Here is a 21,096-nt window from a genome sequence, read left to right on the forward strand (position 1 = left end):
GCTTATGGCTTCTTGAAACCGTACTTTGCCAGGATCGCCTGCGACGGCGCCGTCTGCAGATAGCCGACAAAACGCTTCGCCTCGGCTGCATTGCTGCTGCCCTTGATGGTGGCGATCGGGTACAGCACCGGTGACGCCAAAGGCACCTCAAACACCACCTTGACCTTGTCTTTCATGATGGCCGCGTCGGTGCCATACACAAAGCCCGCATCGACTTCGCCGCGCGCCACATAGTCGAGCGACTGGCGCACATTCTGCGTACTGATAGCCTTGGCCTGCACGCCGTCCCACAGCTTTGCCTTCTTTAACGCACCTTCCGCATAACGGCCCACCGGCACGCTGGCCGGGTTGGCGATCGCCACCCGCGTCACGCTTTTCTGCGTCAGGTCATTGAGATTCCTGATGGCCAGCTTGCTGTCGGACGGCACGATCAGCACCAGGCTGTTGCCGACAAAATTATGGCGGTCACTTGGCAGCACCAGGCCCTCTTTTTGCGCCGCGTCCATGGTTTCCTGGTCGGCCGAAGCAAATACATCGACCGGCGCGCCCTTGACGATCTGCTGCAACAGCACGCCCGAGGCGGCGAAGTTCAGCGAGACCTTGCTGCCCGGATACTGCGCCTCGTAGCTTTGCGCCGCATCCTTGAAGGCATTCGTCAGGCTGGCGGCGGCCGACACGACCACTTCCCCGGCCATGGCGGAGCTGGCGGCGGTAGCAAGCAAAGCAGTGCCCAGCAGGCGGGCGAAAGAGGTCAGGCGCATGGTTGTATCCTTGAAGTAAACAATAAACTGAGCAATCAACAGAAGCGTAATATACACCGATATATAACGTCTTGCCATTGCACGGATCAAGCAGGCACAAACCGGGTTTCGCTGATATACTGTATAAAAAAACAGTATATTGGGTGAAGCCATGGAATTGACGGACAAGCTGGAAATCCTGGCCGACGCGGCCAAGTACGATGCGTCCTGCGCCAGCAGCGGTGCGCCCAGGCGCGATTCGATTGGCAAGGACGGCTTTGGCGCCACCTCCGGCATGGGCATCTGCCACAGCTATACGCCGGACGGGCGCTGCGTGTCGCTGCTGAAAATCCTGCTGACCAATTACTGCCTGTACGACTGCCAGTACTGCGTCAACCGCCGCACCTCGAACGTGCCGCGCGCGCGCTTCACGGTGGCCGAAGTGGTCAAGCTCACGGCCGACTTTTACCTGCGTAACTACATCGACGGCCTGTTCCTCAGTTCCGGCATCATCCAGTCGGCCGACTACACCATGGAGCAGCTGGTGCAGGTAGCGCGCGAACTGCGCGAGGTGCACCAGTTCCGCGGCTATATCCACCTTAAAACCATCCCCGACGCCGACCCGGCGCTGATCGCCGCCGCCGGCCGCTATGCCGACCGCCTCAGCGTGAATATCGAACTGCCGACGCAGGACAGCGTGCAAAAGCTGGCGCCCGAAAAAAGCGTACACACCATCAAGCTGGCGATGGGGTCTATCCGCCGCAAGCTCGATGAAAAAGCGGAAGAGCCCAGGTCACCGCGTTTTGCGCCGGCCGGGCAAAGCACGCAGATGATCGTCGGTGCCGACGCCAGCGACGACCAGCAGATCCTCTACACGGCCGAGACCCTGTACGGCAGTTACAAGCTCAAGCGCGTGTACTACTCGGCCTTCAGCCCGATCCCCGACAGCCCGAAAAGCGTGCCCTTGGCGCCGCCGCCGATGATGCGCGAACACCGCTTATATCAAGCTGACTTTTTGCTGCGCAGCTATGGCTTCCAGGCCAGCGAACTGCTGCCCGCCAGCGGCGGCAACCTGGCGCTCGATATCGACCCGAAGCTGGCGTGGGCGCTGGCGCACCGCGAGCATTTTCCGATGGACCTGAACCGCGCCGCGCTGCACATGATCGCGCGCGTGCCCGGCATCGGCCTGCGCAACGCCCAGCGCATCGTCGACCTGCGACGCTTGCGGCAAGTGCGCTACGCCGACCTGTCGCGCCTGCGTTGCAGCATGAAAAAAATTGCGCCGTTCATCATCACGGCCGACTACTTTCCGGCGCGCGACAGCACCACCTCCGAAAACCTGCGCCGCGCCATGACGCAAGCGCCGCAGCAGATGAACTTGTGGCCGGAACTGCAGGCGGCATGAACCAGGTCGTGCGCCTGGCGCAGTCGTTTGACGAGTGGCGCGCGGCCGCGCGTGAGCTGATCGCGCTGGGGGTACCGCCGGCTTCCGTGCAATGGCAGTCGCAGCCAGGCGACGGCGACCTGTTTTCTGCCACGGCCGACGCCACCGATACCAGCGCGCCGCCGCTACGCCTGCCCCGCACGCTGGTGGAACTGCTGGAAAGCGCCGCCTGCTTCAACGCCCATGACCGCTGGGCTTTCCTGTATCAGGTGCTCTGGCGCTGGCAGCAGGGCCAGCACGACGTAATCTCGCCGGCCGATGCGGACGGATCACGCCTGCACGGCATGGCCAAGGCCGTGCGCCGCGAAGAGCACGACATGCATGCGTATGTGCGTTTTCGCGAACGCGAAGAAACGCAGGGCGCACCGCGCTTCGTCGCCTGGTTCGAGCCCGCGCACGACGTGCTGCCGCAAGTGGCGCGCCACTTCGCGCGCCGCATGGGCAATATCAGCTGGATGATCGCCACGCCAACCGCCACCATGCTGTGGGACGGCACAACCTTGCACGCCGGCCCGGCCCTGATGCGCGGCCCGGCCGATCGCGGCCCGGCCGATATCGACGATGCCGGCGAAGCGCTGTGGCTGACCTACTACCGCAGCATCTTCAACCCGGCGCGCCTGAACGCCGACCTGCTGCGCAGCCATATCCCGTCGCGCTTCTGGAAAAACCTGCCCGAAGGCGCCATCGTGCCGGCCATGGTCAGTGGAGCGGCCAACGGCGAACGGCGTACGGGACAGACCGCCACCGTCGGCCAGCGCAGCGGCGCGACCATGATCCCGATCTCCGCCGAGCGCGCCCAGCCCGCGCGCGAACTACCCACCACGCTGGACCAGTGCCGCCGCTGCGAGCTATGGAAAAGCGCCACCCAGGCGGTGCCCGGCGTGGGTCCAAAGCAGGCGTCCATCATGCTGGTCGGCGAACAACCGGGCGACCAGGAAGACCTGGCAGGACTGCCGTTTGTGGGTCCGGCCGGCGCCGTGCTCGAGTGCGCCATGCAGGAAGCCGGCGTCGCGCGCGACAGCATCTATCTGACCAACGCCGTCAAGCATTTCAAGTGGGAACCGCGCGGCAAGCGCCGCCTGCACAAGACCCCCGCCCAGCGCGAAATCGCCGCCTGCCATGACTGGCTGGAACAGGAACTGGCCAGCGTACAACCGCAGGTGATCGTGGCCTTGGGCAGCACCGCATTGAAATCGATTTTGCAGGATGGCGCGGCCACCATGACGCCGCTGATCGGCACGCCGGTGCAGCATGACGGGCGCTGGGTGGTGACCGTGTATCACCCGTCGTATGTGCTGCGGGCGCCGGATGAAGAGAGCCGCAGGCAGGCGTATCAGGTGATTGTCGAGGGGCTGCGGCTGGCGTTGAAGCTCATCATGGAATAGATAAAAACTGTTTTTTGTCGATGATAAAGTAAAAATATTAATTTCTGGAGCAAGCAATGAGTGCAGAAGAAATCATTGATCAATTTGGTGGGCAAACCGCATTATCAAAACTGTTAGGCAAGGGGCAAATTACGGTTGGTTAATGGAGAAGGTCGACGTAATTTCCACAAAATGGCATGGTATTTTGTTCGATCTGGCATAGCGTAGCGGTGTACTCTCAATGCTCATGAATCGTCTCGGGTAAAGCTACTGAATATGTATTTCAAACGTATTTCAGCAGCAGCACTTGTTTTTTTGTTAGTTGCCCATAGTTTAAGTATTGCAACAGATGTTGTACAGAAACTCCAAAAAAATATCCGCCATCTTCGAGTTAGGAAAGTCATGAAGCCCTCAAGTTTGCACACAGTTTATCATTTGATCTGCCGCAATTACATCATGACGAAGTTGCCAAGCGGCATGTATCGCCACTCTTTCTCGCCAGAAAATACTGGTACTGTCTACGAGTTTGAGGCGAATGGAGTTGCTCAAATGCAAGACGGGAAACATTACAATATCGGCTTTCAGCCATTGTCTAGCGGAGTTAATCAGGTTGAGCCGTCCGTCATTACAGAAGCGGACCAAGTAAATCCGCTGCTGAGTTATATGGTTGCGCAAAACTATGCTCAGGAAGCTTATGCGGAAGAGAAAGAGAAGAACGACACACGGGTAACGCACAATGCGCAGGACGATGATTATTACTGGGGAAAAAAGTACGCTTGGCGCATGTACGGGGCGTTCATGGCGGAGGATGCATTCATCGCCTACCTTGACGAGCGCGGGCATAAATCAGTTCCATGCGTGACCATTGATCCAGAAAAACCATACTCGAACAATGCCTCGACAGCGTACTCTGATGCTGGCTTGGAGCAGGCCGCACACGACCTTCTTCATGCGGCAGTCAGGATCAATCCGACCTCGACGTTCTACAGGGCGCCTGCTTTATACTCAAAGAAATTTACGATTAAAGGTATCAGCGCCATCAACCATAAAAAATAGGTACAGCGCTACTGCCGGGATGGCGAAGAACCAATTCCGGCAGTTTTTACACAAAAAATTACACAAACACGCGCTGCACTCTTCCTCGTCCCCAACATCAATCAGCGTGTCGTAACCGGCACCTCCAACACCTCGCGACGCCTTGCATACCGCTGCGCAATCACCGCGCACACCATCAATTGAATCTGGTGAAACAGCATCAGCGGCAGGATCACCATGCCCAGGGAACGCGTAGAGAACAGCACCTTGGCCATCGGTACGCCGCTGGCCAGGCTTTTCTTGGAGCCGCAAAAGACGATGGCGATTTCGTCTTCCTTGGAGAATCCCAGGCGGCGGCTGACAAAGGTGGAAATACCCAGCACCAGCGCCAGCAGCAGCAGGCTGATCAGGCCCAATGCGACCAGCGTTTCGATTGACAAGGTATGCCAGATGCCTTCGTTGACCGCTTCGCTGAAGGCCGTGTAGACCACCAGCAGAATCGATCCCTGGTCGACGTATTTCAGGGTGGCTTTATGGCGGTCGACCCAGCGGCCGATCCAGCGGCGCAGGAATTGGCCAGCCAAAAACGGCAGCAGCAATTGCATCACGATCGACAAGACGGCATCGAGCGACGACTTGCTTTCCGCGCCTTTTGCCACCAGCAAACCGACCAGGATGGGTGCGAGGAAAATACCGATAAAGTTCGAGGCCGAGGCGCTGCAGATGGCGGCCGGTACATTGCCGCGCGCCATGGCGGTCATGGCGATCGACGACTGCACGGTCGACGGCAAGGCGCACAGGAACAGGATGCCCATATACAGGTCGGGCGTGAGGAAGGTCAGGGCCAGCGGACGCAGTGCCAGGCCCAATATCGGGAACAGAATGAAGGTGCTGGCCAGCACCAGCAGGTGCAAGCGCCAGTGCAGGGCGCCGGCCACCACCGCTTCGCGCGACAGCTTGGCGCCATGCAGGAAGAACAGCAGGCCGATGGCAACCGTGGTGACATGGCCGAACACCACAGCGGTGGTGCCCGAGCACGGCAAGAAGCTGGCCAGCGCCACGGTGACCAGCAGGGCGATCGTGAAGTTATCGGGTTTCAGATTGCGCAGCAGGGCGCCGGGAGAGAAGGAAGACATGCGTAGGCCTGGTTGCGGCGCAGCATAGCGCCATTGCCTGGCATTCTACCTGCTTGCCTGGCGGCATGCAGCCAAGCCGCATGCCGCCGTTGTTGCTGCGCTTACACGATACCGCTGCTGCTGGCGCCCGCCTTCGGAGGGCGGGCCACACCACGCGCTTCGCGATAACCCGTGGTGCGATAGCACGCCACCGGATCGATGGCGCCGCCCGAGCGCAGGCGCGCCATGGCCAGAATCGCGCTGACATCGGTGCGGAAGGCCTGTTTCAAGGCTTGTGCCGACGCATGCACGTCGTTGCTTTCCTGCAGCTGGCGCAAGCCGGCGCGGTCGACCAGTGCCGACTGGATAAAGGCGCGCTGCACTTCCACCGCGCTGCTCATCAGGCTTTCGATCGGGTCGGTCACATTGTGCGACTGGTCCAGCATGTAGGCGGGGTTGAAGGTGCTGCCTTCGCGCTCGGCCGCGTCGGCCAGTTCGTTGAAGACCAGGAACAACTGGAACGGGTTGATGCTGCCCGAATCGAGGTCGTCGTCGCCGTATTTGCTGTCGTTGAAATGGAAGCCGCCCAACTTGCCGAACTGCGCCAGGCGCGCGACGATCATCTCGATATTGGTATTCGGCGCATGGTGGCCCAGGTCGACCAGGCATTTGGCTTTCGGGCCCAAGGTAGTGGCGCAGGCAAAGCTGGTGCCCCAGTCGGCGATCGTGGTGGCGTAGAAGGCCGGCTCGAACAGCTTGTGTTCAATGAAGATGTTCCAGTCGGCGGGCAGGGCGCCATAGATGTCGCGCATGCTGTCGAGGTAACGCTCCAGCGCGCCGCGCAGATTGTGCTGGCCCGGGAAGTTGGCGCCGTCGCCGACCCACACCGTCAGCGCTTTCGAACCGAGCGCGTGGCCTAGTTCGATGCACTCGATATTGTGCTCGACCGCCTGCGCGCGCACGGCCGCGCTTTGCGAGGTCAGGCTGCCGTGCTTGTAGGTGTGCGCCTGGCCCAGTTGGTCCTGGAAGGTGTTGGAGTTGACGGCGTCAAAGGCCAGGCCGTAGCCTTGCGCGATTTCGCGCAGGGCGGCGGTATCGCTGACCTTGTCCCACGGAAAGTGCGGCGAGACGGCGGGCGTGGCTTGCGTCAACTGGTTGATGACGGCGCAGTCCTCCAGTTTTTCAAAGATATTGCGCGGCTCGCCCACGCCAGGGAAGCGGGCAAAGCGGGTGCCGCCGGTGCCGGCGCCCCAGGTGGGCACGGCGACGGCAAAGGTCTGCGCCAGCGCCGTCAGTTGTTCAATGTCCTGGCCGCGCCGCTCCAGCACGCCGGCCAGCGCCGCGTAGTCGGCGTCCAGATTCGCTTGCAGCTTGGCATTGTGCTCGGCCACCAGGCCTTCGTTGATCATGGTATTCATGTTTTGTCTCCTTATGCGCAGCGCGGCGCGTTGGCCGGCTGCGTCATGTTTTTATGAGTGTTGATTATCGTGTAAACGCGGCCGCATTGCCGGCGTCCACATTGATGATATTGCCGGTGCTCTTGGCGGCTTTTTCGCTGGACAGGAAATACACGGCTTCGGCGATGTCTTCCGGCAGCACGCTGCGCTTGAGCATGCTGCGCTGGCGGTAGAATTCCTCGATATCGTCGGAATCGATCTTGTTCGAGGCGGCGCGCTCTTCCTTCCACTTGCCATCCCAGATGCGCGAACCGCGGATCACTGCGTCGGGATTGACCACATTGACGCGGATGCCATGTGGCGCGCCTTCCAGCGCCAGGCAGCGCGCCAGGTGGATTTCAGCTGCCTTGGCGGTGCAATAAGCGGAGGCGCCGCCGGAAGCGACCAGGCCATTCTTGCTGGCCACATACACCATGCTGCCGCCCAGCTGCTGCTGCTTCATGATGCGGAAGGCGGCGCGGCTGACCAGGAAGTAGCCGGTGACCAGAATCGACTGGTTGCGCTCCCACATTTCCAGGGTCGTGTCTTCCACCGGCGCGGAAGACGCAATGCCCGCGTTCGACACCAGCAGATCCACGCCGCCAAAGCGCAGCGCGGCCGCGTTCAGGATGGACTCAACCTCATGCTCGGCCGTGATATTGGCGCGCACCGTGGCGATATTGTCGCGGCCCGCCACTTTCAACAGCGCCTGCTCGGCTTCTTCCAGAGCGCCGCCATCGATATCGGTCAGCATCACGCAAGCGCCTTCCTGCAGCAGCTGGCGCGCCACGGCCTGGCCGATGCCGCCGGCGCCACCGGTTACCAGGGCGATGCGGCCGGCCAGGCTTTTCGGTTTCGGCATGCGCTGCAGCTTGGCTTCTTCCAGCAGCCAGTATTCGATATCGAACGCTTCCTGTTCCGGCAGGCCGACATAGGTGTCGACGCCATTGGCGCCGCGCATCACGTTGATCGCATTGACATAGAACTCGCCGGCGATGCGCGCCGTCGCCTTGTCCTTGGCGAACGACAGCATGCCCACGCCCGGGATCAGGTAGATGATCGGATTGGCGTCACGTACGGCCGGGCTGTTGTCGTGCTTGCAGCGCGTGTAGTAGGCAATGTACTCCGCGCGGTAGGCGGCCAGTGCATCGTCGAGGCCGGCGACCAGCTTGTCGAAATCAGGATTGGTCGGATCAAAATCGATCACGAACGGGCGGATCTTGGTGCGCAGGAAATGGTCGGGGCAGGAGGTGCCCAGCGCGGCCAGCGGCAGCAGATCGTTGCTGCAGACAAAATCGAGCACATTGGCGCTGTCGTCAAAGTGGCCCAGCTTGTATTCGTCCTGGCTGATTTTGCCGCGCAGCAGCGGCATCAGCCGCTGTGCCAGCGCCGCGCGTTCTTGCGACGGCAGCGGGGAAACTTTGGCGCCGCCAAACGCCGGTTGTCTGGTATTCGCGGCCAGCCAGTCTTCGGCGCGCTTGATGATGGCCAGGGTCACTTCATAGCAGGACTTGGCCGTATCGCCCCAGGTAAACAGGCCGTGGCCTTCGAGGATAATGCCCTTCAGGTTCGGCTGCGACTGCGACAGCGCTTCGAGTTTCAGGCCCAGGTCGTAGCCGGGGCGCTGCCATGGCAGCCAGCCCAACTCGCCTTCGAAAATCTTTTGCGTGAGCGTTTTGCTGTTGGCGCAGGCGGCAATCGCGATCACCGCGTCCGGGTGCATATGGTCGACATGCTTGCGCGCAATGTAGGCATGCAAGGGCGTGTCGATACTGGCCGCGCGCGGGTTCAGGTTGAAGGTGCAGTGGGGCAGGTAGGCCACCATTTCGTCTTCCAGCGCCAGGCCACGGTAGCGGCCTTTCAGGGCATTGAGCTTGTCCATGTAGAGGGTGGAAAAACCATCGAGCTTGATGCTGCCCAGGTCGCCGCCCGATCCTTTTACCCACAGCACTTCGGCTTGATCGCCCGTCAGCGGATCGGTCATGGTGATCTTGGCAGAGGTGTTGCCGCCGCCAAAGTTGGTGATGCGCATGTCGGAGCCGAGCAGGTTGGAGCGGTACAGCAGCAGTTCCGGTTCGCTCAAGGTTGCGGCGTGCGCGTCATCCCACAGCGAAGTCATGGGCGCGGGCGATTTGGTGTCCATCGTGGCGGTCATACAGTGTCTCCATTATTGGTTATGTGTGCCCATTGCCATGACCACATCTGTGTGCGGAGCAGTTGGCGGCAGCAGCGCTCAGTAGAAATCAGCGGCCTGATCGTGTCAATCAACAAGCAATCAAAATGGTGAGAGAAACGCAAATAATCACCATGTTGATCGGAAGCCCGATCAGCTATTTGCGCAGTGGGCAAATAATCACCATGTTGATTGATTGATTGTTGACACAGACTGCTCAACTGCTTAGGCTGGCTCACCGATAAAGAAGTCGTCCCTGCCTGTGCGCCCTGCGCTTGCCGACAAGGAGATGACTCAAAGAGGAGACAAAGTGATCAATCACAAACGCCGCAAGGGGCTGTTGAAGTTACTCGCCGAGCACACCACGGCGAGCGTCGACCAATTGGTCGGCTGGCTCAATTCGTCGCCGGCCACCGTGCGGCGCGATATCGCCTGGCTGGCCGAACGCAACCTGCTGGTGCGCACCCGTGGCGGGGCGGAAAGCCTGCCGCAAAAAAAGCAGCGCACCTTTGCGCTGTCGGGCGAGACATTCCAGAACAATATCGACCGCTGCGCCGCGCAAAAACGCGCGATTGCCAGACATGCCTGCGGTCTGTGCGCGGACGGCGACACCATCATCATCAATGGCGGCACCACCACCTATCGCATGGTGGAATTTCTGGTCGACAAGCGCCTGAAAATCCTCACCAATTCCTTCATGATGGCCGAGCGATTGCTGATGACCAGCGAGAATGAAATCATCCTGCCGGGCGGCAAGGTCTACCGCGAACAGAACGTCATCCTGAGCCCGTTCGACAACGACATCAGCCAGCACCATTACGCAGGAAAAATGTTCATGGGCGTGTATGGCCTGTCAATGCTGGGCCTGATGGAAGCGGACCCGATGCTGATCCAGGCCGAAAAGCGTTTGATCAGCCAGGCCGAGGAACTGATCGTGCTGGCCGACAGCAGCAAGTTCGCGCGCAAGGCGGGGCTGATCCTGTGCGGCCTGAACCGCGTCTCCTGCGTCATCACCGATACCGGCGCGTCGGACGCGGCGGTGCAGATGCTGGAACAGTCGGGCGTGAAAGTACTGGCGGTGGCGCCCGAGCTGATGCCGGAATCGACCTTGCTGAACGCGGAACGGGAATGGCAAGTCCACTAAAAAAACCAATAACAAGATGGCCGGGGACATGGTGTCTACCGCCACATCAATAATAAAAGGAGACGTGGCATGAAAATGAAAAAAATGATGGTGGCGGTCCTCGGTACCTGCATGATGGCCTGCCTGGCCACCGGCGCGCAGGCGGCGGAAAAAATGAAGATCGCGATGGTCGTGAAAAACCTCGGCAACGGCTTTTTCGACGCCGCCCACGAAGGCGCGAACGAAGCGGCCAAGCAGCTGGGCGACGTGGAAATCATCTACACGGGCCCGACCACCGCCACCGCCGAAGGCCAGATCGAAATCATCAGTTCCTTGATCAGCCAGAAGGTCAAGGCCATCGTCATTTCCGCCAACGACGCCAATGCGCTGGTACCGATCACCAAGAAAGCCATGCAGCGCGGCATCAAGGTCATTTCCTTCGACAGCGGCGTGGCCAAGGATGGCCGCTTGCTGCAACTGAATCCATCGAGCCCGTCGCTGATCGGCCAGAAGCAGATCGAGATGGCCTCTGACGCCATCGGCGGCGCCGGCGAGATCGCCATCCTGTCGGCCACCGCGCAAGCGACCAACCAGAATATCTGGATCGGCGAAATGAAGAAAACGCTGGCCCAGCCCGCGTATTCGAAAATCAAGCTGGTCTCGACCGTGTATGGCGACGACCAGTCCGACAAGAGCTACCGCGAAGCGATTGGTTTGCTGCGCAGCAACCCGAACCTGAAAGCCATCATCGCGCCGACCACGGTCGGCATCAATGCGGCCGGCAAGGCCGTGGTCGATGAAAAACTGGTCGGCAAAGTGTATGTGACGGGCCTGGGCCTGCCATCGGAAATGGCCGGCCATGTGAAGAGCGGCGCCGTGAAGAGTTTCGCGATCTGGAACCCGATCGACCTGGGTTACGCCGCCACCTATGCCGCGCATCAGTTCGTCATTGGCAAGGCGACCGGCAAGGCTGGCGAATCGATTGCGGTGGGACGCATGGGCAAGCTGACCGTCGACGCCACCGGCGAAGCGGCGCTGGCGCCACCGTTCACGTATGACAAGGATAACGTCGACAAGTTCTCGAAAATTTTCTAATACGTCGGCGGCTGTTGTCGGGTTACGCGTTCCGCTAACCCGACCTACGAAATCCTTAACTTGTGAATGGCTATGTCACAGAATCCCCCTATTTCGCAGGCCGAGGCGCCGGTATTGCGCCTGCACGGCATCTGCAAGCATTTCCATGGCGTCACCGCGCTGAAAGACGTGGCGCTGACGGTGCGCGCCGGTGAAGTGATGGCGCTGATCGGCGAAAACGGCGCCGGCAAGTCGACCCTGGTCAAGACCCTGACCGGCATCTATCAACCGGACGCCGGCCATCTCGAAGTGAACGGCCAGCGCGTGCTGTTTGCCAGCCCGCAAGACGCGATGGATGCCGGCATTACCGCCGTGCACCAGGAAACCGTGATGTTCGACGAGCTGACGGTGGCCGAAAACATCTATATCGGCCGCCAGCCGCAGACCGGCTATCCGGCCCGCATCGACTGGGCGCTGATGGCGTCGCAAGCCGAAGCGATCTTCGCGCGCTTGGAAGTGCAGCTGCCGGTGCTGGCCAAGGTCAAGGACCTGAGCGTGGCGCAGCGCCACTTCGTCGAGATCGCCCGCGCCCTGTCGCAAGATGCGCGGGTGGTGATCATGGACGAGCCGACGGCGTCGCTGTCGCAGCGCGAAATCCACGAGCTGTACCGCATTATCGGCCAGCTGCGTGCGGCCGGCACGGCGGTCATTTTCATCTCGCACAAATTCGATGAAATCTTTGCCGTCGCCGACAGCTACACGGTGCTGCGCGATGGCCATTTTGTCGCCGCCGGCCTGCTGGCCGAGATCAGCGAACCGCAACTCGTTTCCCTGATGGTGGGGCGCGCGATCCACCAGGTGTTTCCCAAGGTCGAGGTGCCGCTGGGAGAGACCTTGCTGGAAGTGTCGCAGTTCTGTCATCCGACCGAGTTTCGCGATATCAGTTTTTCAGTGCAGCAAGGTGAAATTGTCGGCTTCTATGGCCTGGTGGGCGCCGGCCGCTCCGAGGTGATGCAGGCGCTGTTCGGCCTCACGCACGGCGTCACCGGCAAGGTCAAGATTGCTGGCCAGGAAGTGGCGATCCGCTGCGCCAGCGACGCCATCCGCCACGGCATCGCCTATGTGCCGGAAGACCGCCAGCACCAGGGCGCGCATTTGTCGCTGTCGATCGTGCAGAACATCACCTTGCCGATCCTGGACGGCATCGGTTTTTTCCTGCGCAGCAAACGCTCGCGTGAAACCGCGATTGCGCGCCAGTTCAGCGAACAGCTGGAACTGAAGGCGAGCCACTTCACGCAGATGGTGTCGGAGCTGTCCGGCGGCAACCAGCAAAAAGTGGTGCTGGCCAAATGGCTGGCCACCAAGCCGAAAGTCATTATTCTCGATGAGCCGACCAAGGGCATCGATATCGGCTCGAAAGCTGCCGTGCACCGCTTTATCAGCGAACTGGTGACGCAAGGCCTGTCGGTGATCCTGGTGTCGTCCGAATTGCCGGAAGTGCTCGGCATGGCCGACCGCGTAGTGGTGATGCACCAGGGCCATATCAACTGCGTGTTGCCGCGCGCCCAGGCGACGCCGGAAAAAGTGGTCGCCGCCGCCTCCGGCAGCGCGCATACCAACGAGGAACTCATATGCACTACCTGAAACAACGCGAAGTCCAGCTGGCGCTGCTGATCGTGCTGCTGGCCGTTGCCGTGGGCGTGCGCGCCCCGGTCTTTCTGACCACCGGCAGCCTGGCCAATCTGCTGACCGACAGCACCTTGTTGATCATGCTGGCGCTGACGCAAATGTTCGTCATCGTCACGCGCGGCATCGATTTGTCGGTGGCGTCGAACCTGGCGCTGTCGGGCATGATGGCGGCGCTGCTGGCGGTCAATTATCCCGGCCTGCCCCTGGTACTGGTGATGCTGGTGGCGGTGCTGATCGGCCTGCTGCTGGGGCTGGTGAACGGTTACCTGATCGGCTACCTGGACCTGCCGCCCATCGTGGTGACCCTGGGCACCATGAGCGTGTATCGCGGCCTGGTGTTCGTCTTGTCGGGCGGCGCCTGGGTCTCGTCGCACCAGATGCCGGCCAATTTCATCGCCTTTCCATTAAGCCATCTGTTTGGCATCACGCATCTGGTATGGATCGCCGCCGCCGCCATTATCGCCATCTGGCTGCTGGCGCGCTACACGCGCTTCGGGCGCGATCTGTATGCGATCGGCAACCAGCCGCTGGCGGCGCGCTATGTCGGTATCTCGACCGCGCGCCGCCTGTTCTGGACCTATGGCCTGTCGGGCATGATGGCCGGCCTGTGCGGCTACCTGTGGGTGGCGCGCTATGCAGTCGCGTATTCGGAAATTGCCTACGGCTTTGAATTTACCGTGATCGCCGCCTGCGTGATCGGCGGCATCAGCATCGCCGGCGGTGCCGGCACCGTGGCCGGCGCCGTGCTCGGCGCGCTGTTCCTGTCGGTGATCAACAACGCCTTGCCGATCATTAAAGTGTCGCCGTTCTGGCAGAGCGCGCTGACCGGCATCGTGATCCTGACGGCCGTCCTGATCAATGCACGCGGCAACAAGAAAGCCGGGCGCCAGATCCTGCCGCTGGCCATGCTGCAACCCTCATCAAGGAGCACCGCGTGAACGCGATCTCGACTACTCTCCACCAGCCTGACGCGGCCAATACGCCATCAGAAAAAGGGCCTGGTTCGCGCTACACCATCCTCGACCGCAAGGCGCCGCGGCTGTCGCATTACCTGGCGCACTGGGAAGCGCTGCTGGCGCTGCTGCTGGTGGCGGTATTCGTCGGCAACAGCATCTTTCTGCCGAACTTTTTCGACACCTACAACCTGGCCGACAGCACTTTCAACTTCAGCGAAAAAGCGCTGATTGCGCTGCCGATGGCCTTGCTGATCATTTGTCGCGAAATCGATATTTCCGTCTCGGGCACGCTGGCGCTGTCGTCGGTGGCGATGGGCTTTGCGCACCACCACGGCGTGCCGCCGGCAGGCCTGCTGTTCGTGGCGCTGGCCATGGGCGCACTCTGCGGCAGCCTGAACGGCGTGCTGGTGACGCGCTTTGCCTTGCCTTCCATCGTCGTGACGATCGGCACCGTGGCGCTGTATCGCGGCCTGGCCAGCGTGATCCTCGGCGACCAGGCTTACACGGGTTACCCGCAATTGTTGATCGACTGGGGCCAGGGCTATTTCTTCGACATCATTCCGCGCCCCTTCGTGATCCTGCTGGCGTTTGCCGTGCTGTTTGCCGTGCTGCTGCATGCGACCAGCTGGGGCCGGCGCATCTTTGCCATCGGCAGCAATCCGATGGCCGCGCGCTTCTCGGGCGTGGCGGTGGACCGCTACCGCTTTGCGCTGTTCGTGCTGACGGGCGCCATGGCCGGCCTGGCGGCGTATTTGCTGACAGGGCGCATTGGCAGCACGCGGCCGAATATCGCCATGGGCTGGGAACTGGAAGTGATCACCATGGTGATTTTAGGCGGCGTCAGCATCGCCGGCGGCAAGGGCAGCATCGGCGGCGTGCTGCTGGCCGTGCTGCTGCTGGGCATGGTTACCTATGGCCTGGCGCTGCTGAATATTCCTGGCGTCATCATGACCATCGTGGTCGGCATCTTGCTGCTCATTACGATCGCACTGCCGCGCCTGTTGAACCGCAAATCGACGAAAAAATAATTAAGAAAATAAGCATGGAACAAATCGCTTTCAGGATGCAGCTCAAACCCGGCAATGCTGCGCAATACAAACTGCGCCACGACGCCATCTGGCCCGAGCTGGCAGCCTTGCTGCACCAGTCCGGCGTGCGCGACTACAGCATCTTTCTCGATGAAGCCAGCGGCGCGCTGTTTGCCGTGCTGCGCCGCATGGACGGCCACACGATGGACGCGCTGCCGCAGCACCCGGTAATGCGCCGCTGGTGGGATCATATGGCCGACCTGATGGACACGCAGCCTGACTCTTCACCCGTGTCCGTGCCTTTGCTGCCCGTATTTCATCTCGCGCAAGGACAGCCATGACTGCCACCGTGGTACTCGATATCGGCAAGACCAATGCCAAGCTGACCCTGCTCGACGCCGCCGGCGCCATCCTGGCCGAGCAGCGCTGCCCGAACAGCATCGTTCAATCGGGACTGTACCCGCACCACGATACGGAGCGGCTGTGGCACTGGCTGCAGAGCACGCTGGCGGCTTTTTCGCAGCTGGCGCACATCACCGCCATCGTCCCCGTCACGCATGGCGCCACGGCGGCGCTGGTCGATGACGAAGGCCTGGTACTGCCCATCCTCGACTATGAATCGAACCTGCCGCAGTCGCTGGCGGCGGAATATGCAACGCTGCGCCCGGCCTTTGGCGACACCCTGTCGCCGCAACTGCCGTGCGGCCTGAACCTGGGTTTGCAACTGTACTGGCTGGCGAAAACGTATCCGCAGCAATTTGCGCGTGCGCGGCACATATTGACGTACCCGCAATACTGGGCCTGGAGATTGTCGGGCGTGGCCGCCAGCGAAGTGACGTCGCTCGGTTGCCATACGGATTTGTGGCAGCCGCAGCAGGGCACGTTTTCTTCCTTGGTGCACAGGATGGAATGGACGCAGTTGTTTCCACCGCTGCAAGCGGCATGGACCGCGCTGGGGCCGCTGCAAGCCAACCCCGCGCTGCCAGAATGCCAGGTACTGTGCGGCATCCATGACAGCAATGCGTCCCTGCTGCGCTATCTCGATGCGCAAGGAGAGTCCCAGCCGCGCACGGTCTTGTCGACCGGCACCTGGGCGATTGCTGCGGCATTTGGTGCGCCCCTGGAACAGCTCGATGAAACGGCCGACATGCTGGCCAACGTCAATGCACTGGGCCAACCGGTGGCCTGCATGCGCTTTATGGGCGGGCGCGAGTTTTCGGTGCTGGCGGGCGCGGCGCCGCAAGTGTGCGATGCGGCCGATATCGCGCGGCTGGTCGAACAGGGCACCTCGGCGCTGCCATGTTTTGCCGAGTCCGGCGGGCCGTTTGTCGGGCAGGCCGGGCGCATCATTGGCCCGCCACCGCAGACGGCACAGGAACACTATGCGCTGGCCACCCTGTACTGCGCGCTGATGAGCGACTATTGCCTCGATGCCCTCGGCGCCGGCGGGCCGGTGACGGTGGAAGGCAGCTTTACCGACAACCCGCATTTCGCCTCCGTGCTGGCGGCGCTGCGGCCAGGCCAGGACGTGGCCGTATCGCAGGACGCCAGCGGCACCACCTGCGGCGGCTGGATGTTGCACCGCTGGGGTGGCGTGCCGGTGATGGCGTCGACGGTGATGGCGGCGCTGAAGATAGACGGTTTGGCTGCGTACCGTGCGCAGTGGCGGGCGCACATTAACCCAACGGCGTAAAAAGGCTGGGGTCGGACCCTGAGGGTCCGACCCCGGGGTTTGCTTTTGGGGTAAAAATGCACGCAAAAAAAATGCCCTGTCCGCAGACAGGGCAACCCGGAGTAAAGTACAGCGCGAGGGCGTTAGCCGGCGGCTTTGACTTTCAGTTCGTTCTTGATTTCTTTCACGCCGCTCACGGAGGCGACGATCTGCACGATGCGGTCGCCCGCTTCGGCGCTCGGTACATCGCCCGACAGCACCACCACGCCTTGTTGCGTTGCCACGTTTACCGGCAGGGCGGCAGCTTGGGCATCGGCGCCCAAGGCGGCCTTGGCCGACGAGGTGATGGTTTCATCAGGTACGGCGGCAGCGGCGTTGGCGGCTACCACGGTGTCAGCAGGAGCTTGTGCTTTTGGTGCGGAGTCAGCGGCATGCGAAGCGGTGATCGAGGCGCCCGACAGAACGATAGCGGCAACCAGGGTATTGAACAGTTTCGATGTTTGCATGGTAGTTCCTCTCAATAAAGTTAAAAGCTTCTTACTTGGTTAAAGCAACACTTTGAAGCGTTACATAGGTCCATGTAGCAAGCAGCGTGCCAGCTTTTATAACTTCTTTAAAATCAACCACTTACATTCAATCTGTATTTTTCCGGCCTGGCATGGCGCAAAAACCCGGGCTTTTTGTCGCCTGACAGCGACACGATGTGAGCACAATAGCAATCCTCAAACATAAGCTATTGATTTCAAACGATTTTATTTTGTCGCTATTCGGCGACAGGGTCGTTTTCGCCGCGGAACAGGGCCGGCGTCAGCTCGTATTTCTGCAGCAAGCGGTAGAACTCGGTGCGGTTGCGGTCGGCCAGGCGCGCCGCGTCCGCCACGTTGCCGTCGGTCAGGCGCAGCAATTGGATCAGGTAATCGCGCTCGAAGCGCTGCTTGGCCTCGTTATAGCTGAGTGCTTCGAGCGACGGCACGCGCAGCGCGCGCTGCACCAGGCTCAAAGGCACCAGCGGCGCCGTGGCCAGCGCGCACACCTGTTCCACCACATTGACCAGCTGGCGCACATTGCCGGGCCAGGGCGCGCTGACCAGCGCCGTCAGCGCGTCGGGCGCAAAGCCGTTCAGGGGTTTTTGATACTTGTCGGCCAGCTTGTGCAAAAAATGATTGGCCAGCAGGGCGATATCTTCACGGCGCTCGGCCAGCGGCGGCAGGGTCAAAGTCACCACGTTCAGGCGGTAATACAGGTCTTCGCGGAACTGGCCTTCCGCCATCGCCACATCAAGGTCGCGGTGGGTGGCCGACAGCAGGCGCACGTCGATGGCCCGCGTCTGGTCGGAGCCGACCGGGCGCACGGCGCGTTCCTGCAGCACGCGCAGCAGTTTGACTTGCAGCGGCAGCGGCATGTCGCCGATCTCGTCCAAAAACAGGGTGCCGCCATCGGCCGCCTGGAACAGGCCCTCGCGGTTGCCGACCGCGCCCGTAAACGAGCCCTTCACATGGCCGAACAGTTCGGACTCCAGCAGTTGCTCGGGAATCGCGCCGCAGTTGACGGCGATAAACGGCGCCTTGGCGCGGCGGCTGGCGTTGTGCAGCGCGCGTGCCAGCAATTCCTTGCCGGTGCCGCTGGGGCCGCGTATCAATATGCTGGCGTCCGAGCCGGCCACCAACTTGGCTTCGGCCAGCAATTCGGCCATTTGCGAACTGCGGCTGATCAGCTCGGCGCGCCAGCTCTCGTCGCTGGAGGCGGCGGCCGGCATCACGGTCGACAGGTTGACGGCGTAGGCCACTTTTTCCATCAGCGCCTTGCCGTCGAACGGTTTCGTCAGATACGCAAACGCGCCGCGCGCGGTGGCGTCGACGGCGTCGGGGATGGTGCCGTGGGCCGTCAGCAGGATCACCGGCAGGGCCGCATGCTGGCGGCGGATATCGTCGAACAGCGCCAGGCCATCGCGGCCAGGCAATTGCACATCGGTAATGACCAGCGCCGGCAATTCCACCGCCAGGCGCGCCAGCGCCGCTTCGGCGCTGCCGACTGCCGTCACGCGGTAATTGCCGGCCTGCAGGCGGATCGTCAGCAGGCGCAGCAGGTCGGGGTCGTCGTCGACCAGCAAGATATGTGCTTGATTCAGCTGGCTCATTTTGGCGCTCCCGCAGCAGGGCGCACCGACAGGCTGCGCTCGATGTTCTTCAACGCTTCGAGTTTTTCATTGAGCTGGTCGTTGCGGCGCTGGGCTTCGCGCACCTGGCCGTTAAGCCTCTCCACCGCCTCGTCCTGGCGTCGCAAGTCGGCATACTGGACGGACAGGAACTGCGCCAGCGGCGCCAGCAGTTTTGCTTCGGCGCTGCTCGCCTGCGTGATCGAATCGAGCAGGGTTTGCGCGCGCGCCAGGTCGCCCGGCGTGCGCAGGGTCGCCTGCAGCATCGCGCGGCGGATGGTATTTTGCGGCGCATGGTCGGCGCGCGACAGTTCCAGCTGGGCTTTTACCAGTTCGGACGGCGTCATCAAACGCAGGCTGGCCTGGTAGGCCAGCAGCTCGGTCAGCGTGGGATCGGCCACGACAACGATGCGCGGCGGCGTTTGCACCAGCACGGCAGTCTGTTTCACAGGCGGTGGCGCGGCGCAGCCGGCCAGAAACATGCTGGCGGCCAATAGCGGCGCGGAAAGTTTGATCATCATAAGGGCAGTTCTATCCGAAAGTGAGCGCCGGCCGGGCGCGGTAAAAGAAGGACGCGGCCATCGTGGGCGGCAATATATTCGCGCACGATGGACAGGCCGATGCCATTGCCGTTGCGCGCGCCGGCCACCTGGCGCACGCCCTGGTAAAACGGCTCGAAAATGCGTTCGGCATCTTCGGGCGCGACGCCGGCGCCCTGGTCGATGCAGTCGATGCGGGCGCAGCCCTGGTCGCCCGACAGTTCAAAGCGCACGCTGCCGCCTTCGGGGCTGAAGCGCACGGCGTTCGACAGCAGGTTGGCCAGCGCGGTGGCCAGCTTGTCGCGATCAAGCCGCACGATCAGCGGCTCGCCCCGTACATCGATGCTCAAGCGGCGCGCCTGCCATTGCAATTGCTGCGCCGCCACGACTTCCTGCAGCAGCGCCAACAAGTCCACCTTGCTGTGTGCCAGGTGCTGGGCGTCAAAGGCGGCGGTATTGTAGCGCAGCAAGTCTTCAATCTGGGTTTGCAAGGATGCCGTATTCTGCTGCAGGATGCCGGCGATTTCGCGCTGGCCATCGCTGAGCTTGCCTGCCACCTCGTCTTCCAGCAACGCCACGCCTTCGCGCAGCGCCGCCAGCGGGGTTTTCAGTTCGTGCGAGATATGGCGCAAAAAACGTTCCTTATCGGCATCGAGGCTGGCCAGGCGCTGGCGCAGCCAGTCCAGCTGCTGGCCCAGCAAGCGCGTATCGGCCGGGCCGCCAACCACGATGGTCTGGTCATAGCGCTTGTCGCCGAGGCGTTCGATGGCGCGCTCGATGCGGCGCAGCGGGCGCGACAGCAGAAAGCCGAAGCAGGTGGCCAGCACGGCCGCCAGCACCACGGCGCCGATCACCAGCAAGCCCAGCAGGCGGCGCTGGCGTTCCAGTTCGACCAATAAGTCGTCATTGCGGCTGCCGATTTCCGTCTTGCTGTCGCGCGCCACCGTGTCGTTGATCTGCGCCATGCGCACAAAGGCGCGCGACACCACCGCGTGGCCATCGCGCTTGCGCTTCTTGCCCGCCTGCAACACTTCCCATGCCGACTCGGCCTGCGCCGTCCATTCGTCGGCCAGTTGCGGCGCAAAGTTCGGTGTGCCGCGGTTCAGGATTTGCAAGGCCGCCGTCGCTTCTTCGCGCGCGCTGGCATAGCGTTCGCGGAACACCGGGTCGTCCAGCACCATGAACTGGCGCGCGCTGCGTTCCATCGCCAGGGTGCGTTCGGCCAGGCGCTGCGACTGTTCCGTCAGGGTAATCGCCTGCGCCGCCGTTTCGCGGCCGAGACGGGCCAGGTGTTCCAGGGTCAGCAGGGCCTGCACGGAGGTGGCCGTCATGATGCCGGCTGTCAGGATGAACGCGGCAAATAGCAGTTGGCGAAAGGAAAGTCTGGACAAGATGCGGCCTTCGGCTCGGTGAGCGTGGGAAAAGGCGCATGGTACGCCAAGCAGGCCGAGCATGACGCCGTCTTCCCTTGAATGGTCGATATTACAAGATTGCCGGATTGCCTGCTGTCCAGGGCGCCGGCGGCGCACGGCGAACAGTCCTAGTACAATAAG

General features: G+C 61.8%; 18 protein-coding genes. 10 read left to right on the forward strand and 8 right to left on the reverse strand.

What is annotated here, in order from left to right:
- Window positions 1-2: 2 nt before the first annotated feature.
- A complete protein-coding gene (modA, locus tag AC0Z42_RS21980) occupies window positions 3-761 on the reverse strand; it encodes a molybdate ABC transporter substrate-binding protein (protein WP_485470310.1) in 759 nt (252 codons plus the stop codon).
- A 151-nt stretch (window positions 762-912) separates the two neighbouring features.
- Here modA and AC0Z42_RS21985 point away from each other — a divergent pair, with 151 nt between their 5' ends.
- The 3 genes from AC0Z42_RS21985 to AC0Z42_RS21995 all read left to right on the forward strand — a co-directional run bounded on the left by AC0Z42_RS21985 (window position 913) and on the right by AC0Z42_RS21995 (window position 4,604).
- Window positions 913-2,145: a putative DNA modification/repair radical SAM protein gene (locus AC0Z42_RS21985; RefSeq protein ID WP_485470311.1), complete on the forward strand. Its 1,233-nt coding sequence runs from the start codon at window positions 913-915 to the stop codon at window positions 2,143-2,145.
- Window positions 2,142-3,569, forward strand: a complete 1,428-nt coding sequence (locus AC0Z42_RS21990; protein WP_485470312.1) for a UdgX family uracil-DNA binding protein — start codon at window positions 2,142-2,144, stop codon at window positions 3,567-3,569. Before AC0Z42_RS21985 ends, AC0Z42_RS21990 begins: the two co-directional genes overlap by 4 nt.
- A gap of 255 nt (window positions 3,570-3,824) precedes the next feature.
- A complete protein-coding gene (locus AC0Z42_RS21995; RefSeq protein WP_485470313.1) occupies window positions 3,825-4,604 on the forward strand; it encodes a hypothetical protein in 780 nt (259 codons plus the stop codon).
- Window positions 4,605-4,705: 101 nt separating this feature from the next.
- Here the strand turns inward: AC0Z42_RS21995 and AC0Z42_RS22000 are convergent, their stop codons facing one another.
- The 3 genes from AC0Z42_RS22000 to AC0Z42_RS22010 form a co-directional block, all read right to left on the reverse strand.
- Window positions 4,706-5,719, reverse strand: coding sequence for a bile acid:sodium symporter family protein (locus AC0Z42_RS22000; RefSeq protein ID WP_485470314.1), 1,014 nt, complete (start codon window positions 5,717-5,719; stop codon window positions 4,706-4,708).
- A gap of 101 nt (window positions 5,720-5,820) precedes the next feature.
- Entirely contained in the window at window positions 5,821-7,116 is a 1,296-nt protein-coding gene (gene rhaI, locus AC0Z42_RS22005; RefSeq protein ID WP_485470315.1) for an L-rhamnose catabolism isomerase, read from the reverse strand.
- 64 nt (window positions 7,117-7,180) lie between these two features.
- Complete coding sequence (locus tag AC0Z42_RS22010) at window positions 7,181-9,289, reverse strand: bifunctional rhamnulose-1-phosphate aldolase/short-chain dehydrogenase (RefSeq protein ID WP_485470316.1); 2,109 nt, start codon at window positions 9,287-9,289, stop codon at window positions 7,181-7,183.
- Window positions 9,290-9,617: 328 nt separating this feature from the next.
- On the opposite strand from AC0Z42_RS22010, the gene AC0Z42_RS22015 reads away from it, so the two are divergent.
- The 7 genes from AC0Z42_RS22015 (at window position 9,618) to AC0Z42_RS22045 (ending at window position 16,870) form a co-directional block, all read left to right on the forward strand.
- Window positions 9,618-10,451: a DeoR/GlpR family DNA-binding transcription regulator gene (locus tag AC0Z42_RS22015; protein WP_485470317.1), complete on the forward strand. Its 834-nt coding sequence runs from the start codon at window positions 9,618-9,620 to the stop codon at window positions 10,449-10,451.
- Window positions 10,452-10,526: 75 nt separating this feature from the next.
- Complete coding sequence (gene rhaS, locus AC0Z42_RS22020; protein ID WP_485470429.1) at window positions 10,527-11,525, forward strand: rhamnose ABC transporter substrate-binding protein; 999 nt, start codon at window positions 10,527-10,529, stop codon at window positions 11,523-11,525.
- A gap of 72 nt (window positions 11,526-11,597) precedes the next feature.
- Entirely contained in the window at window positions 11,598-13,148 is a 1,551-nt protein-coding gene (locus tag AC0Z42_RS22025) for a sugar ABC transporter ATP-binding protein (RefSeq protein ID WP_485470318.1), read from the forward strand.
- Window positions 13,136-14,131 (forward strand): ABC transporter permease, encoded by a 996-nt coding sequence (locus AC0Z42_RS22030; protein WP_485470319.1) that lies wholly within the window; start codon window positions 13,136-13,138, stop codon window positions 14,129-14,131. Before AC0Z42_RS22025 ends, AC0Z42_RS22030 begins: the two co-directional genes overlap by 13 nt.
- Window positions 14,132-14,136: 5 nt before the next feature.
- Window positions 14,137-15,177 (forward strand): ABC transporter permease, encoded by a 1,041-nt coding sequence (locus tag AC0Z42_RS22035; protein ID WP_485470430.1) that lies wholly within the window; start codon window positions 14,137-14,139, stop codon window positions 15,175-15,177.
- Between the two features lie 14 nt (window positions 15,178-15,191).
- Window positions 15,192-15,518: an L-rhamnose mutarotase gene (gene rhaM / locus AC0Z42_RS22040; protein WP_485470320.1), complete on the forward strand. Its 327-nt coding sequence runs from the start codon at window positions 15,192-15,194 to the stop codon at window positions 15,516-15,518.
- Window positions 15,515-16,870 carry an FGGY-family carbohydrate kinase gene (locus AC0Z42_RS22045; RefSeq protein WP_485470321.1) on the forward strand — a complete coding sequence of 452 codons (1,356 nt, stop codon included), beginning with the start codon at window positions 15,515-15,517 and terminating at the stop codon, window positions 16,868-16,870. The genes rhaM and AC0Z42_RS22045 overlap by 4 nt, the downstream gene beginning before the upstream one ends.
- 122 nt (window positions 16,871-16,992) lie before the next feature.
- Here AC0Z42_RS22045 and AC0Z42_RS22050 read toward each other — a convergent pair whose 3' ends face one another.
- The 4 genes from AC0Z42_RS22050 to AC0Z42_RS22065 all read right to left on the reverse strand — a co-directional run bounded on the left by AC0Z42_RS22050 (window position 16,993) and on the right by AC0Z42_RS22065 (window position 20,934).
- Window positions 16,993-17,355 carry a BON domain-containing protein gene (locus AC0Z42_RS22050; protein WP_485470322.1) on the reverse strand — a complete coding sequence of 121 codons (363 nt, stop codon included), beginning with the start codon at window positions 17,353-17,355 and terminating at the stop codon, window positions 16,993-16,995.
- Window positions 17,356-17,612: 257 nt separating this feature from the next.
- Complete coding sequence (locus AC0Z42_RS22055; protein ID WP_485470323.1) at window positions 17,613-18,986, reverse strand: sigma 54-interacting transcriptional regulator; 1,374 nt, start codon at window positions 18,984-18,986, stop codon at window positions 17,613-17,615.
- Window positions 18,983-19,525, reverse strand: a complete 543-nt coding sequence (locus AC0Z42_RS22060; RefSeq protein ID WP_485470324.1) for a hypothetical protein — start codon at window positions 19,523-19,525, stop codon at window positions 18,983-18,985. Before AC0Z42_RS22060 ends, AC0Z42_RS22055 begins: the two co-directional genes overlap by 4 nt.
- Window positions 19,522-20,934 (reverse strand): HAMP domain-containing sensor histidine kinase, encoded by a 1,413-nt coding sequence (locus AC0Z42_RS22065; protein ID WP_485470325.1) that lies wholly within the window; start codon window positions 20,932-20,934, stop codon window positions 19,522-19,524. Before AC0Z42_RS22065 ends, AC0Z42_RS22060 begins: the two co-directional genes overlap by 4 nt.
- Between the last annotated feature and the right edge of the window lie 162 nt (window positions 20,935-21,096).

The organism is Janthinobacterium sp. 1L-D-8-B-C4 (genome assembly GCF_057291295.1).

What these genes read in the sequence shown, in the direction of transcription:
- modA (WP_485470310.1), bottom strand. Translation starts at nt 761, where the DNA reads ATGCGCCTGACCTCTTTCGCCCGCCTGCTGGGCACTGCTTTGCTTGCT.
- AC0Z42_RS21985 (WP_485470311.1), top strand. Translation starts at nt 913, where the DNA reads ATGGAATTGACGGACAAGCTGGAAATCCTGGCCGACGCGGCCAAGTAC.
- AC0Z42_RS21990 (WP_485470312.1), top strand. Translation starts at nt 2,142, where the DNA reads ATGAACCAGGTCGTGCGCCTGGCGCAGTCGTTTGACGAGTGGCGCGCG.
- AC0Z42_RS21995 (WP_485470313.1), top strand. Translation starts at nt 3,825, where the DNA reads ATGTATTTCAAACGTATTTCAGCAGCAGCACTTGTTTTTTTGTTAGTT.
- AC0Z42_RS22000 (WP_485470314.1), bottom strand. Translation starts at nt 5,719, where the DNA reads ATGTCTTCCTTCTCTCCCGGCGCCCTGCTGCGCAATCTGAAACCCGAT.
- rhaI (WP_485470315.1), bottom strand. Translation starts at nt 7,116, where the DNA reads ATGAATACCATGATCAACGAAGGCCTGGTGGCCGAGCACAATGCCAAG.
- AC0Z42_RS22010 (WP_485470316.1), bottom strand. Translation starts at nt 9,289, where the DNA reads ATGACCGCCACGATGGACACCAAATCGCCCGCGCCCATGACTTCGCTG.
- rhaS (WP_485470429.1), top strand. Translation starts at nt 10,527, where the DNA reads ATGAAAAAAATGATGGTGGCGGTCCTCGGTACCTGCATGATGGCCTGC.
- AC0Z42_RS22025 (WP_485470318.1), top strand. Translation starts at nt 11,598, where the DNA reads ATGTCACAGAATCCCCCTATTTCGCAGGCCGAGGCGCCGGTATTGCGC.
- AC0Z42_RS22030 (WP_485470319.1), top strand. Translation starts at nt 13,136, where the DNA reads ATGCACTACCTGAAACAACGCGAAGTCCAGCTGGCGCTGCTGATCGTG.
- rhaM (WP_485470320.1), top strand. Translation starts at nt 15,192, where the DNA reads ATGGAACAAATCGCTTTCAGGATGCAGCTCAAACCCGGCAATGCTGCG.
- AC0Z42_RS22045 (WP_485470321.1), top strand. Translation starts at nt 15,515, where the DNA reads ATGACTGCCACCGTGGTACTCGATATCGGCAAGACCAATGCCAAGCTG.
- AC0Z42_RS22050 (WP_485470322.1), bottom strand. Translation starts at nt 17,355, where the DNA reads ATGCAAACATCGAAACTGTTCAATACCCTGGTTGCCGCTATCGTTCTG.
- AC0Z42_RS22055 (WP_485470323.1), bottom strand. Translation starts at nt 18,986, where the DNA reads ATGAGCCAGCTGAATCAAGCACATATCTTGCTGGTCGACGACGACCCC.
- AC0Z42_RS22060 (WP_485470324.1), bottom strand. Translation starts at nt 19,525, where the DNA reads ATGATGATCAAACTTTCCGCGCCGCTATTGGCCGCCAGCATGTTTCTG.